Source organism: Vibrio sp. ED002, assembly GCF_023277445.1.
GTDB lineage: Bacteria > Pseudomonadota > Gammaproteobacteria > Enterobacterales > Vibrionaceae > Vibrio > Vibrio jasicida.
Map to the genome: position 1 here is coordinate 733,273 of NZ_CP080238.1, position 15,376 is coordinate 748,648.

8 protein-coding genes are annotated in these 15,376 nt (G+C 42.4%); all 8 read right to left on the reverse strand.

Annotation, left to right across the window (positions count from 1 at the left end):
- Positions 1-124: 124 nt before the first annotated feature.
- The 8 genes from ITG12_RS03590 to ITG12_RS03625 all read right to left on the reverse strand — a co-directional run bounded on the left by ITG12_RS03590 (position 125) and on the right by ITG12_RS03625 (position 15,371).
- Positions 125-556, reverse strand: coding sequence for a GNAT family N-acetyltransferase (locus ITG12_RS03590; protein ID WP_038874888.1), 432 nt, complete (start codon positions 554-556; stop codon positions 125-127).
- Positions 557-662: 106 nt separating this feature from the next.
- Positions 663-1,550, reverse strand: a complete 888-nt coding sequence (locus ITG12_RS03595; RefSeq protein ID WP_038874885.1) for a phytanoyl-CoA dioxygenase family protein — start codon at positions 1,548-1,550, stop codon at positions 663-665.
- Between the two features lie 16 nt (positions 1,551-1,566).
- Positions 1,567-2,790, reverse strand: a complete 1,224-nt coding sequence (locus ITG12_RS03600; RefSeq protein WP_038871128.1) for a glycosyltransferase family 4 protein — start codon at positions 2,788-2,790, stop codon at positions 1,567-1,569.
- Positions 2,791-3,256: 466 nt separating this feature from the next.
- Entirely contained in the window at positions 3,257-4,705 is a 1,449-nt protein-coding gene (locus ITG12_RS03605; protein WP_227740562.1) for a lytic polysaccharide monooxygenase, read from the reverse strand.
- A 588-nt stretch (positions 4,706-5,293) separates the two neighbouring features.
- Positions 5,294-6,115, reverse strand: coding sequence for a mechanosensitive ion channel domain-containing protein (locus ITG12_RS03610; RefSeq protein ID WP_038874882.1), 822 nt, complete (start codon positions 6,113-6,115; stop codon positions 5,294-5,296).
- 236 nt (positions 6,116-6,351) lie between these two features.
- Positions 6,352-7,482: a CRISPR-associated ring nuclease Csm6 gene (gene csm6, locus ITG12_RS03615; protein WP_038874880.1), complete on the reverse strand. Its 1,131-nt coding sequence runs from the start codon at positions 7,480-7,482 to the stop codon at positions 6,352-6,354.
- Between the two features lie 368 nt (positions 7,483-7,850).
- On the reverse strand, positions 7,851-8,537 hold the full coding sequence (locus ITG12_RS03620; RefSeq protein WP_038874878.1) for a hypothetical protein: 687 nt from the start codon (positions 8,535-8,537) through the stop codon (positions 7,851-7,853).
- 549 nt (positions 8,538-9,086) lie between these two features.
- Complete coding sequence (locus ITG12_RS03625) at positions 9,087-15,371, reverse strand: DEAD/DEAH box helicase (protein WP_248873616.1); 6,285 nt, start codon at positions 15,369-15,371, stop codon at positions 9,087-9,089.
- Positions 15,372-15,376: the final 5 nt, after the last annotated feature.

Consider the following 15,376-nt stretch of genomic DNA (forward strand, 5'->3'; position numbering starts at 1 on the left):
TCCTATACCTGTTTTGAGTGACTGCCTATATCCAACGGTTACAAACGGAAACGCCCAAAGTTATTAGCTTTGGGCGTTTCTTCTAGCAAAACCTTGTTAAGGCGGATGTACGACATATCGAGCGTTACAACGTCATGTGTAAAATTGGAAATGGTTTACCCATATCATCGAGTGGTGAGCGAGATTCGATTTTAAAGCCCATACGTTGGTAAAAACCGACGGCTTGTGGGTTTTGCTCATTCACATCGACTTTTACTGCGCCGAGATGTTTGATCGCATGTTGCAGCAACATCTTACCTATGCCCTTTCCTCTTGCTTGATCTAGAAGAAACAGCATCTCGATTTTTTCATCATGAACACCAACAAAACCTTGTATTGCACCTGTAGTGTCTTTTACACACTTTAAGGTGACTGCAGGAAATGCTTGCTCAATAATGATGGGTTTAAAAAACTCAATATCTTCTTCTGTGATGAAGTCATGCGTCGCTCGGACTGAGTTTTCCCAAACTACTAGCAGCTCCGCATAGTGTTCAGGAAGCACATTTTCTACCGTCATAGGTGTTCTCTCTTTGAGTGGACTGAAGTTCAATGTGCAGCCGCGAATCGGCATTTTAACAAGATCACTGTATTCTGCCTACGCTAGACGATTAAGAATAACGTCCTCAAAAGATCTTTGTCGCCACTCGATTAAATAATTGTTGGCAATCTTGTCCAAGAAGACGGGTAAATAACCCAGCTTTAACCAAACTATGCAGAGCTGGATAACGTTGTTTCGGTATAAAGCCATCTTCAAAATATCGCTCATCGCCGAACCCTAAGATTCGTTCATGTTCTTTGGTCAAACCTTTCAAAAAAGCAGCGTTGAGCAAAAGCGGCGCGTACCGATCATACTCCTTATCCAAACTCTGAATAGGGAAAGCAGGATCGTGAAAATTGTAAAACACCACATTACGAGATGTCAGCACCGGATAGTTTTGTCGGTGAACCCCACTCGTATCAAATAAAAAGGCGGTTCCTGCCTTGCCGGTCACGTGTCTTATTGGCAAGTTCATTTCGTCGACTTGCGCTTTATTCCAATGACCCGGAGCCAATTTTTGCCGATGGCTTTGCTCTACGTAAGCAAACTCACCACTGTCTACATCGGTAAGATACACACCCAACTTTATCTGGGGTGGTGGCTCTTGGCATCGGTCAACGTCATACCAAGCGTCGTTATGCCATCCATGAAAATTACGAGTGGTACGAATGGTTTTCCACCCCCTAACCTCAGTCACTTGAAATCGGTCGCCAATGTAGTCACGGCATATATGCATCAAATCATCATGTTGGATTGGGTACAAAAAAGCAGGCGACAGTGTAAGTAAGTTTTCAATGAGTAATCGCCATCGTTCATTTTGTTGGTATCCCGTCCAAGTATTAAACTGTGGATGGGTAAGGTGTTGATCAAAGCATCGCTGCATTTGCTCGAGCTTAGGTAGCGGAATATAACCATCAAGCACAACAATACCGTTTTCACGTAATTGTTTGAGAATATCTTCTACGTTTAGCATTAGAGCTCCCTCTCTCCTAACCTCTCAATTCGAGCATTTTTTTCATGCTCTCCCACAAACTTTCATTCGAATTAAGCAAACGTTGATAATGCGAAAAAGTCTTAGACACCATATTGTCCAAGCCAAAGTTCTGTTCTGCATGACGTCGGCCGTTTTTGCCAAACTCTACTCTAGCGTCCGTATCTTCGATTAATCGCCAGATAGCGTCATATAAACCAGTCTCATCCCCAGCTTCAATTAAGATCCCACTGTGATGATGCAGTATGACCTCTGGTAGACCACCTATATTAGAAGCAACAACAGGAACACCGCATGCGGACGCTTCAATCGCAGTAAGACCAAACGCCTCTCCCCAAAGAGACGGCATAACAAAAACATCCGTGACACTCAAGATATCCGGAACATCAGAGCGTAAACCTAAATATTGAATGTCTCTCTGGTAATCCTGATGAGCACAAAGGGTTTCCACTTCTTTACGGTATGCGCCATCGCCAATGATCAAGAACTGGCATTCGATACCACCATCAACACAACGTTTGGCAACATTGAGAAAATGGTCGATGCCCTTCTCCTGTGTCAGCTGACCAATGAAGGCCACTATCATGATGTCGTCGGATACGCCAAGTTGCGCGGACTTAATCTGCCTTGCTTTCTCTTTAGATATCGCCGATTGAAACCGCGCGAGGTCAATACCGTTATAGAGGCGATGTATTTTGTGGTGAGCATTTGGCAAGTTTCGAGCAATGCGTGATGCAACAAAATCAGAGACAGGCAGATATGCGTCAATCGCGAGACTCAGAATACTTTGCCGCATAGAACGGAGTTGGTTTAAGACCAAATAATCTTTACTGGGCATACCAAGAGGATTGGAGCTGTGATCCGTAAAAACAATTTTTCCGCCCCACCTCAATTTACACAACAACAAACTCGGATCTGTTGGACCAATAAAGTGGGTGTGAAGAATATCGACTTTACGCTCTTTCAATAAACGCACAATGAAGCCTGAATTAGTGATTTTGTCATAATCTAAGCAAATAAGCTCACAGCCTGACTCAAGCAGCCATGTCTTCAGAGTCGGTGATATGGGTTCAATAACGCAGACAATGTAAGTCCAACCACGCTTTTGGGCTTCTTTTCCCATTGACCATAGGTAGTCTTCAAAAGAACCTTGTTTTTGGGGTGAGATTAACGCCCAACAAAACACTGTTGGTTTGAATACTAAATCATTGGAATCTTTCACTGCTTTCTCCTTCACTATCTCCGTGAGCAAAGAGGTCGCCCCATAATGCTCATTGGTCGTAAGTTAGAAAGCCAACCGAGTACCTATTTTCAATTTGATAACGAGAGATGCGCTGTCCCCCGGTTATTGTTCACTATGCAATAACAAAGCCAAGGGGAGATGCAAAGGCGCCAAACGAAAAAAGAGCCCTCACATCCATGGGGCTCAAGTAAAATTTCGCATTATTGTCATTTTAAGGTGAGGTCAAGACTATAGGAGGTGTTAACGCTCAGACGCATATTAACCCACCAGAATGATTAGGAATAAGCATCTGAACTCTCGAGTTTTTTAGAATTGCTTATTGCATTCGACGTCGAGTTTCAATTACTCATCGTCAAAAAAGCCACCATACATCAACCATGGTGGCTTTCTTATTTATCAATTTAATAAACGCGTAAACTGATATCTCTCAATATGAGAATCGAGATTAGTTAGTTGGACGCCAAACACCCCATTGGTCTTTCTGGTAAGTCGCTTCAGGGTTGTCACCACCTTGAATCCACCACTGTGCTTTCCAGTTTTGGTCAGCGTAAGAAACCACTTCACCACCTAAGTATGTTTTAGCAGCATCCCAAGTGCCATTCTCATCTGGATCTGGTTTAGGATCTGGGTCTGGCTCAGGTTTTGGTGGCGTAATTTCGTCATCACCTGCAATAACCTCGAAAGTAAACGTCTCAGCACGTGCGCTGTTTACCGCGTTAGCAACAAATGACAGTGTTTCGTTCTGCGTGATTGCACTAGTGTTTACCACTATAGACGAAGTACCGTTGTTCTGAATGCTCACCGATGAACCTTGAGTTTGTGTTAGGTTCGCGGCTTCACTTGTGGCAATAATTACGCTGTCACCAGCATTGACGACTTTATCGCTCTTCACAAGTTCATAAATATCGCCAGTCAGTGGCTCTACACCACCATCATCACCATCAATAACTGAAATCATGCCAGATGCGCGGCTATCTTTTGAGTTAAAGAAGTTACGTGATGGATCATTTTGGAAATACATGTAATGTGACATTTCTTCATGCCAATCACCGATGAAGACTGCGCCGTCTTTGAACTCTGCGTGCCAACCGTTGATTTCTGAAGCAAGTAGACGTGCCCAATCATTTACGTTCGAAGCTTCAACCTTAATATCAAAACTACGTGCCACATCGCCATTCTTGTTGATGATGTCATATTTAACTGTGTCACCGATTTCAGGATTTACAAAACCTTGAGGAATGTACAGGTCACCGCGAACAAGATCAGCTTCAGGAGGAAGAGTATCACCACCTGCAATAGTGATATCAGAACAGTTGTAGAAGCCTTCACCAGCGGCATCATCACGCTGCCAACGAACAAATAGAATCGCGTCACCAGAACGATCTGACGGAATCGTAACGTCCATGCGGTATTTGCCGCCATTTACGGGAACATTACCTACCGTCTGAATCAAGTCTAGATCGCCCCATGCCAGTGCTTTACTTAGATCCGCACCAGGTTTGGTTAGATAAAACTCCCAGAATGAAGGGTTGTGAGGAGCCGTCGCATTAAACACAAATTCAAATGTTCCTGTGTTTAGTTCAGTACGAGTCCAAGCCGTATGTGGCGCACCCATTCCCTTTTTCTGAGAGTCATTTGCATAACACAATGTGCCGTCAGGAATCGCCGCTTTCACTGCTGCCATATTGTTGTAATCAGTAATGTTCTTAGCGAATTCATTACGCTGAACAAAAGGATAAGAACCAGAGATATCTTTCGCTTGAGCACATGCTGCATTTGGTGGCGTACCAGACCAAACTCCACCTTGTTCGTAACACGTGTTTTGACGAGCACTCGGGAACTCAGACCAGCCGTGAGCATTGGCTGCTGTAGGTAGCCCGGATAGCATCGCCATACCCACCGCGATTTTAAGAATGTTATTATTTGCTTTCACTTTTTCACTCTCTACCGTTTATTGTACAAAATAGCTTCAGCGGATATTTTATAACCACTGTTACCTATTGCGTGTTTATAATTTTAATCAGAAAACAGTGAAAAATAATATACGTAAGTTTAATCAATAAAAGCACTATGGTTATTGATAGGAATTAACATCACAATTTTAAATAATTCAGATATATATGACAAAACCAACACAAACAAACAATTTCCTTAAAAAACATATCTATAAGTTCATTTTCCATCCATAACCCAATAGAAATGTAGAGTAAATATACCAGAACAGAACACCAATCAATCAGAGCTATGTATAGTTATTTCTTGTGACTTACGTTCCAATCAAATTATTTATCATTATGATTGAAAAATATAATCAAATAAGAACTAATATAAATAAACAAAATATAAAGAACCTCATATTTCATTGTTATTATATTTACTCTTGCTAATAAAACGAACATAGAAAGACAACAACACTTTGCTCTTATCTTGCAAATAATCTTTGTGTCTAGAAAAGAAAAAAGGAGCTGGCGCTCCTTTCGTTTTATCGTTGAATGTGAACATCTCTTTGAGGGAATGGAATCGTGATGTCTTCGGAATCAAAGGCATCTTTCACTCGCTCATAAAGACCAAAATACGCCGGCCAATAATTTTCAGAATCAACCCACGCCCACACTAACATTCCGACATGGCTATCGCCGTGTTGGCTCACATGCACCGTAGGCTCAGGCTCATTGATGATCAAATCATAGTTTTCCATCACCTGCATGAGAACGCGTCGTGCTTTATGGATATCATCGCCATAACTAATGCCGAATTCGATATCTATACGGCGCTTATCTTCACAAAATAGGTTCTTTACCGTTCCGTTAGACAATGAGCCGTTAGGAATGATGATTTTTTGGTTGTCATAGGTCAGCAAGACAGTCACAAAGATTTGAATATCAACCACTTTACCCATGTGCCCTTGCGCTTCAATCACATCGCCGACTTTAAATGGCTTGAAAAACAGAATCAGCACGCCACCGGCGAAATTAGACAAGCTGCCTTGCAGAGCCATACCTACAGCAAGGCCAGCTGCACCGAGCATTGCAATAAAGGACGTGGTTTCGACACCAATCATGGATGCAGCAGAAATGATCAAAAGGATTTTTAAAATGACGGAGGCAAGAGACGAGAGAAAGCCTCTCAAACCATGCTCGATTTTCATTTTTTCTAACGTGACTTCTATCGCTCGGCTGACTTTGCCTACAATCCACCAGCCAACAAACAACACCATCAAAGCTAATATGAACTTTGGCCCAAAGGTCAGCAGCATCTCCAAACATTTTTCATACAATGCTTCTAGAGAAATGTTTTCCCACATTTGTATACCTCTCTAATATTAAAAAGAGGAGTACTTTGGGTGTACGGTGCGTTGAGTTCAACTGACTCCAAGCAAGATTAAAAAAGACAATCACATTTTTTGTTTGTATTGGCGGAATTTATCGAATTCTAAAAGGGATTTGAATACAGCGTGATAGGCTCTAGATACAACAAAGCCCGCTAAAATAGCGGGCTTTGCGTTTTCAATGTTCAATAAACTAACAAAGGCAATGAATACTAAACGAGCTTCCCGTCAACCTCAATCATAAGGTCTCTACATATGCTGTAGCTGGCTCCCGCTTTAGCTCCATCAGAATGCACTTTGATTTTTGCTACGATGTCAGAGACTAGGCGCTCCTCTAGAGTTTTATGGAAAGCGCTCAGAGATTGGCGAACGAAGTCTTTGGTCAATTTAGGAGTCAAAGTGAAATCGTTTTGCCGCCACTGGCCTTCATCTTCTAGACCCATACTTCTATACAAACGTACGTCTGCTTTCATGGAGTCTAAAACCTCTAAATATTCACGAGTTTGCTCAACATCTTCCTCAAATGATCGTCCTAGCGTTTCCGTTCTCATTCCTTTATTGACGAAAAATAAATAAATTGATAACGCTTTAGCTGTTAGTTTTACAGACACACCTGCTACATCCAGAGTCTTATCCTTGGTAGAAATTTTCACTTTAACGCCAGAGTTATGCGCACTGTTTAGAGCCGATACCGTTTTCGAAAATGAATGGTTTTGCATTTGGTTGTAAATTGACTCATCAACTTGACGACGCATTCTTACAAACGGGATTTCCGCTAAGGTAACATTGGCATCCTTAGTGTTTACAACCTTTTTTTTGTCCCTCCCGACAATGTACTTATCGTAAGGAGTTGGGTAATAAAACTCGCTCACAAACTCAAAATCATCGTCAACAAACACATGGCTGAGCACATCTTGCTCACGACCATACAAAGACATTGCGTATCCCATGTAAAAAGCCATTGTCTTTCGGCCACCAGCAATTGAAGCATGAATCGCAACATCGTCATTACGAGTCAGCTCCTCTACTTTCTGTGTAATAAAGTCAGCCATTACAATTTGGTCAGCTTCTGCCTTTGCATCTTCTAAGACATTACCCTCTTCATCGGAGATCAACCAAATATTGTTGGAACTAAACTTAACTTCTGGGAGTTGATAATCTTCTATTAGCTTGTTCCAATGACCATCTTGAAATAGCCCTTCCTCTAACGTTTGCTTAGCGTTAGCGGTAGTAATCACAAACACTTCATCTGGCATTGTTTTACCTTGATGATTCAATGCAAACAACGTTTCAGTTAGGACTTGAGGACTCGCGCCTGTTACGGCTACCAAGATGTTTTTCACTTTGTTTTCCTTATGGAAATTACGTTCATTTAGAGTGGATTTAGACATACCTATTTCAGGCTCGAGCGCGCTTACCTTAGAACGGAATATCATCGTCTGACATATTACCCCAAGTTGGAGTTTCACCTATGGAAGTATATTGTGTGGAGCTAGGTTCTTGTGTGAGAGAAGGTTACTGCCAACTTACTGCATTAAAGCCAGTCGCCTTACCCTCAACTTGAGTATTTGAGCTTGCCACAAGTCTGAAGTTACCAAAGACAAAAAAGTAACGCTTTCACGAGTCTCTTCTTCTGATATCTTCTCTCTAAAACCAGCTACTTGATCTAGTATCAAGTTTGTTTTTCTATCCAACATTCAGTTTTGGCAAGCTAAGCTTGTAGCTGAGCAAAGGGACTATTCAAAGGGATTTGATGTACTTTGGGCATCATGGCCATTGGGTTGTACATCATTTCATAAAGCTCTCTAATCTCTTCAACTCGCTCCTGTGTAAACCATCCTTCCCTTAATGCTACAACCAATACATCTTTGATATCTAACCAGATATATTCTCCTTCACCTTCCCGTTTAAAGTGGTCCGGTAGCTCAGCAACGTTTGTGAAGTTTCGCCCCACACTATCTTCACCAGTGTAGATAAAACTCATGTCGATGCAGATAGCAAGTGAGCCATTTAGCTCATACACAGATGAAGCGGCCTCAGTGGTCGCTTTCAGTTGAGCAATACCCGACGAACGTTCACTTAAAGTCTCACTAAAACGCTCTTTTAATTTGAGCTCACAAAACTTCAGCCCGAACTCATTTTCAGCAATAAAATCGATCTCTTGGTACTTCAACACACCGTTGGAGGATTTGTATCTAAGGATGCGTTCACTCTTTGAGTTCACCAATCGAAAAAACCAACATGTGATGTCTCTTTCAACTAGCATTAAATGCTTATAAAAGTCTCTAGCTAACGTGTCTACACCTTGATTACGGCGAGAATGACGGTATCGATTTGCATAAGCTCGATTGTGACGCATGTAACCAAGATCGTTAACTGAAATAAGTTGAGTTTCCATTACTGTCTCCGCTGTTGTCATTCAAGCCGTTGTGTAGGTTAAACGATAGCGGAGAAGCAAAAGGAAATGAGTTAGTAAGCTTACAAAATCAATATGAAATCAATAGTGTTTAGTTTTGCTTCAATTCTGAGGTAAATTGAATCCGATATTGTGTTTCGAAACTATTCAAAGAAACTCCTAACTCTACATTAGCAGTTAGTGACTCGTAAGCCCTCCAGTTTCAAGCTGAATCAAACGAAGAACAATCCCACAACATTCACTTTCAACACAGTTATTTTTATTTTGTAAAACCCAGAAATAGTGCCCGTTATTTGTAAGCCTTTGTCACACGTGGAGTTCAATCCAAATCATACAAGTCATCGTGAGTTAGAAAAAAGTAACTGTCTGAAGGCTTCATTGACGATAGATCTTTTAATTTAGGTGTTTATTAGAAAGAGCTTTGAAAGCTTAGTAACCCTGAAACCCAGGCATACTCAACCACTTGTACATATTTCAGGTAACGAAACTAACGCTGTCGAGACATCAGACAGCGTTAGCAGTTAAGCAGGATTATCCGTGAATTGAATACGAAATATCTGTACTCCAGTCTTCACTGTTTCTTACTGTAACCTCTTTTTCAAGTTTTTGTAATTGTGCCAACTGATGAGCAGGATCGAGCTCAAAACCAAATTTGATACTTTGGAAGTGTGATTGTGGTTCGAACAAACGCCAATAACCCATCCCTTGATCTAGCTTGAGATTAATCTTCTGGCCAGACGCTAACGTCAGAGTAAGAAGCCTACGGTGAGCAATGTCTGTTCGGCTATCAACTACGGTAAGAAGCGGCTCTACTTTGGCTTTATGCTCAATCCATGTTTTGAACACTGCAAAGTGATCATCTTGATAAAGCCAATCTTGATGTAAAAACTGACCTGAACGTTCCTTTTCGTTAAACAAGGTCGCGACTTTCAACACTGGTTTTGCAGAAAGCACGTTGCACAATGACCCAAGCACTTGAGTAATGAGCAACAAGCTAGCTGGACTTTGTTGATAACGGTCGCTGTACGCGACTTCGACAACAGGATCATTCGACAATAGCTTGAGCAGTTCGTCACCATCGTTTTTAAATAGATGCATCCAAAATCGTTCGCCAAAGTCCGTTAACTTGCCGTTTAGTTGGGTAGTAATTTCCCACTCGCCATTCTTCACACTTTGTTTGGCTGAACTTACTTCAAAAAGCTTAAGCTCCGTATCTATTAAATTAAGTTGGACACTTTCGACCACTAGCCCACCCGCATTTAACCAACCTACTCCTGGAATTAAATTTTCAGATGTATCAGTAGCGAGTGAAACTATATTGCTTCTAGTTTTTAACTGCACCGCGATATTCGAATTCAGTTCTGTCTGTGATTGACATAACGCGAAATTCACACCAAGGTTTTGTAGAGCAATCAGCTCGATTTCCGTTTCGCTGTCTAATTCAACATTAGGCAGTACAATCGTAACGTCAACGTTGTCCTTAGCAAGGTATGTCACCAAGTTATTTCTAAACTTGGGGTTTAAAAGGTCCCAGTTATTGAAATCGTTCGGCAACTGAAACAGCACCGAAGTTGCCCCTTGGTTAATCCAATGACGCACAGCTTGGTCAATAGAGCTTGGTTGATAATAACCGCCAGCTAACAATTGAACGTCGTCAGGCAAGCCGACAAAATTGAGAAACCCATCGCCTAACCAATTTTTAGCAACTTGACGATCTAAACTATCAGAGTCTTGGCGAGTATCGGATTGCAACAAACAATCACCACAAGCCGTTTCACAGCTTTGGCATTCAAGATTACGAACCATTTTTCGTAATATAGATTCAACGTGCAAGTGCGCAGAGCTCGCGAAGCCCGCACCACCTGAAATAGTGTCAAACAATTGAATTACCAACGCGACTTCGCCTTCAGACACGATTGCAGGACGCAATGCATAACCCAACTCTGATGTAGAAATACCAAGTTGTTCAGCCAGTGCAGCTCGTAGGGCGACCGCAAGAGTCGTTGCAACCACTCTCCCTTCAGCGTCATCTGCTATGTATTCATTACTAACTGGATTTTTCAAACTCAATTCAAACACATCAGTCTTAGTGTGGGCACCAAGGTGAATTGCTTCCATCAACGTAGGCGAACCATCACACTCTACCGAATCATCACCTTTTCTGTCGCGTTGCGGTGCTTTGAGCGGACGATGAGGCTTTGTCGGATTCAAGGTCTTAGGGAAATGTCCATTTTTGTCCATTGATTCAGCTCGACCACATGTCATGCATAACGCATAGCCTGTGCCGTTCTCACCAGAGGTGTGGTTAAATACTGTGCCTTCGGTGTTAGATAACATGTGCCCAATTTTTTCATTCGGTAAGCTAACTCTCGCAGCGTTCCCAGCACTCACCCAAGCCGGCTCAACTGGGATGAATTTTTGCATAGCGATGTTATTAGTCGGCGTTGCATAAAAATCAGTCACGAAGCCCGTTGGTTGTAACACCCTGCGAATATGCTTTTGCTTAATTGGTTTAGCACATTCTGGGTTACTACAATTCAGCTCCGCCATCACTGACGCTTGAGTCTCATAGCCTGTATGACCACAAGAATCACAACGCCATGCTAAATCAAATTTTTGTGCTTCATTGGTATCTGCGTGTACGTTTTGCCAATGCAGTGACACACCTCCAGAAGTAAACACTCGACCATCTAAAACAATTTCTGAACCCGGAGCATACTCACGAATCGCGACGGCAAGGTTACGGCTTGGTAAACCACGGCTACGCGAAACATTGTCAATTCGGTCCGACTTAGGTGTTTTATTATTCTGCTTTTCACGAATAAAGTCCTGGATATTATTGTTGTCAAAGTTCACTACATCCGTTGGAAAACCATAACCTGGTAAGAACGATTTCGACGCTAATTCACGCAGAACAAACTCATTTTTTAAACGATAGAGTTCTTTATTAATGCGATATTCATACGGGGAATCACTGATCGCGGACGTCAGTTGTTTTGTTAGATAGCGGTATTCTTCAAACCAACGATCTCGCAATTTGCGAATTGTATCCGCTGAGATATCACATAGTGTCTCGCAGGTGTGATCATTTAACGCAGTGCCTTTTACTAAACTCTCCAACGACTTAGACCACTGCAGCGCATCACTTCCTAACCAATCCACAAAACGGTCACACACTGAATCTTGTTCTGGCAAGTAGAACCACTCAAGATTCAGTTTCGTTTTCTCTTTGTTCGTTGTCCCAACCTGGCGATTTAAGAAAAGCGAGAACAATAAAGAGTTAACATGCCTTTGCACCAAACGTTCCGAATTAAATGCCACATAGGGCGCTGGAATCTGGGTTACAAATGGCCACTTAGGATTATCAAAAACTCGCTGATCGTGCGGATTACCTTTACACAAAGTATACGAAATAGCACGCGACTCTTTGCTACGTCCCGCACGCCCTGCTCGTTGTAAGTAGTTAGCGGGATGTGGTGGTACATTGTTCATTACGACCGCCGAAATACCGCCAATATCTACTCCCATCTCCATAGTCGTTGAGCAGTTTAAAACGTTGATTTTGCCTTGCTTAAACATGTCTTCGTAATCGTTCAGCCTGTCAGCACTTTGCTGTGCTGAGTGCTCTGCTGTTCGATAATAGAAACCACCTTCTAGAGCTCGGTCGTTGACATCAGTCCACAAATTGGTGCTACGTAACTTTTGAATCGCATCATCCTTAGCAATTTGACTACGCACCGACTTTAGACCCTCTTCATAATCGAGTTGGCTAACGTCGTATTCCCAAATGTGTGGATATGGAACTTCGGTACAAATATATTGTTTAGGGTCTTCGACCTTACGTGGAAGATAAGGGGTAAAACCTTTAAATGTGCTATCTATTAGTTTATTAGTTACCGGACACACGTACGCTTTTTCGAGTAAAGAAAAGTCTATTTTATGACGGTCAAGTGCATATTGGTTTCCATCATTGGTCAGCACACGTGCATCTACAGTTAGTACTTTCCATGCATCCCTTAACCAACCGTTGATGATATCCTTCCCATGGCTAGAACTCGCATCAAGCCCTGCTCCCAAACTCAATAGCTTCGCCAACCTCTGGAGTTGTGAGCCTTTTATTTGCGGCCAACGTTTAATACGCCATTCGTCTTTCTCTTCAGATTCTGGGTTGCGTAGAGCTTTCGCAGAAAAGTGACCACCAATCCACTTGATCCACCCTTCATCCTCCATACGCATAAAATTGTTCTCACGCACGTAAAAATCAAGAGCTACCTTAATGAAGTCTTTCCAATCGTCAAGTAACAGGCCATATGATTCCCACTTCTCAGGACAACGAGTTAACGTCTCAATTCCTTGATAATTAACGGTAACTAACCCTTGAGTTTCACTGCTATTTTGACGTTTTGGTCGGCGAGAAAACTCTCTAAACAGCAACATATCAGCTAGCTTTAAACTACCGTCACTGTCTTTAAAGACTTCAGGAGATAAGTATTGGTTGTAAAGCTTCATTGCACCTTTGAAGTCACTCTTTCTGGCCAATTCATTGATCATGTCAACCCATGAAACAGAAACTGGCTTGAATGCCATAGCTCCTGATTCAAGTGCATCAGCTTGACGCTCTAGCTGTTCTGCAGCTTCATTCATACTTGCCATACCAAGTGCACGAAGACCTGCAGCCTTCTCACGTAGCTCTGAAGGTGAAATACCTTCACTAACCACTTCTTGGTTTGCCATGCTATCGAGTTGCTTGTTCTTCAGTATCTCAACGACAGCACCACGTAATTTTGAACGCTCTGCTTCTTGCTGCATTCTTACTGAAAGACGAGCTGTACCTTGGCGGCTATCCGTAAACGTAATTAATCGACGCCCTCTAGCTGGTAAGGATTGTGGCCCAACTTGATTGCTCTCCCCTTCAAAGTCAGGGCAATACTCCAATAGAGTTGGCACAACATTAGCGATGTAAAATGGGGCACCTAACATTGCACGCCTTAGAGGCATACTTCCACTAAAGCCACTGAAACCACAATTGCAACAGTGGGATAGCCCTGACATATCATGAGTCAGTGTATAGCCTTCACCATTCAATGAGCCTAGATTACCCTCAGGACTTATAGTCATTGAACCATAATGCCCTTCGTCATCAAGTCGACTACCAAAAACTTCTGGAGTGTTAGAGTTTTCTTCAACATCTTGGATTTGCTGACTGTCATCCTCAGCAAATTCATGTTGAAGTGAAAACTCGTCGCCAACGCTTCCATTCCATTGCCCCAACTTGCCTTTATTATCTCTTGCTAAAAGATGTGGCTCGTTACATTCGATGCAAAAACTCAGCTCTAGCACTGGAGCACCGCAACCACATTTTTGACGATGAGTCGCATAGACCAAACCAAACGACCAGTCTTGTTCTAGTGCCGTATTTTTCTTGCAGCTACAGTCTTTATCAATGCACGCAAACAACCCATTAGTCATCCGTTGGAAAAAATGTGCTCTTACTTTCAAAAAAGCTTCACTTGATGTGTCTGGTTTAGTTCCAGTCAACACATCTATCCATCGCAACAAATGCTGTTGAGATATAGCTTCACCATTGAATGCTATTGAGACTTGTTGAGCAATATCACTTAAAGTCAGTGGTTTATCACTATCAACGATAACGTCTCGTATCCTAAGTGCGACTGGATGGGCACACAGCGCTTTAAATCGCTCTGGAGCTACGTCAGAGTCATACTTGCCCTTTTTAACTTCAGTGCCTTCTGGTTCGATTGACTCAACCTCTTCGAGACTAAGCAATTTTTGATCTACAAAATCAAGTTTTGGGATAACACGTCGTCCGCCAATAACTTTGACTTGTTCGGTTTCCACCCCAGCAAGATTGGCAAGGTATTTTTGTAGTTGTTCAGCCGCATCATCCCCTGCAATCGTCGCAGAAGTTGCAACGAAGCGAACATCTTTCGCTTCAACCCCAAAAGCCTGCAACACGCGACGAAGTTGAAGCGATAATTCAGCAGCTTGTGAACCAACGTAAGTATGAGCCTCATCAAGTACAATCCAACGAAGGGATTTTTGTGCACGAGATTGTTCGATGATTGGTGAGTCAACCTGGCGAACTAGCATGTACTCAAGCATCGTGCCATTGGTAACCAAAATAGGAGCAGGTTCTTTACGCAGTAACTCCCTTGACAACACTTCATTTGGACGTTTTTTCTGTGCCGAGCGCATTTTGTTTTCACTGTTTTCTGTATTGCCATTATACAAACAATAGCGAAGGTTGCTGCCGAAGTGTTGCGTCCAAGCATCCAAACGTTCTTGTTGAGAATTAATCAACGCATTAAGCGGATACAGAAATAGCGCCCTGACACCAACAAGAGGTTGTTGAGTTTGTGCATACTCTTCATATAAGTCATTGATTACTGGAACCATAAAACACTCAGTTTTTCCCGAACCAGTGCCAGAAGTAACCACTACTGATTTCGGTTTCTCATCAAGTAAGGTTTTCCATGCTGTAAGCTGGTGTTTGAAAGGATGGAATTCGGCTCCAAAACGATAACGTCCATTAGATTTGTCATCGAGAGAGTCAACCACTGCGCTATTAAGTAAACCACCCTTTAAGTTTTTCATATTGGGCTCGGCGAACTCCCAACCAAAGGTGTGTTCAAACAACGGTGGTGCCATAAAAGACTGGGGCTCACCACTCTCGGCAGACATCACTTGTTTCAAGTGTTCACGCAAGCTTGAATTTGCGACACCGAGTACGCCTAGAGTAGCCTCTTGCGAGCGATTAATTGACTGCTCAACCAAAGAAGAGAAATAACGATTCATATTCT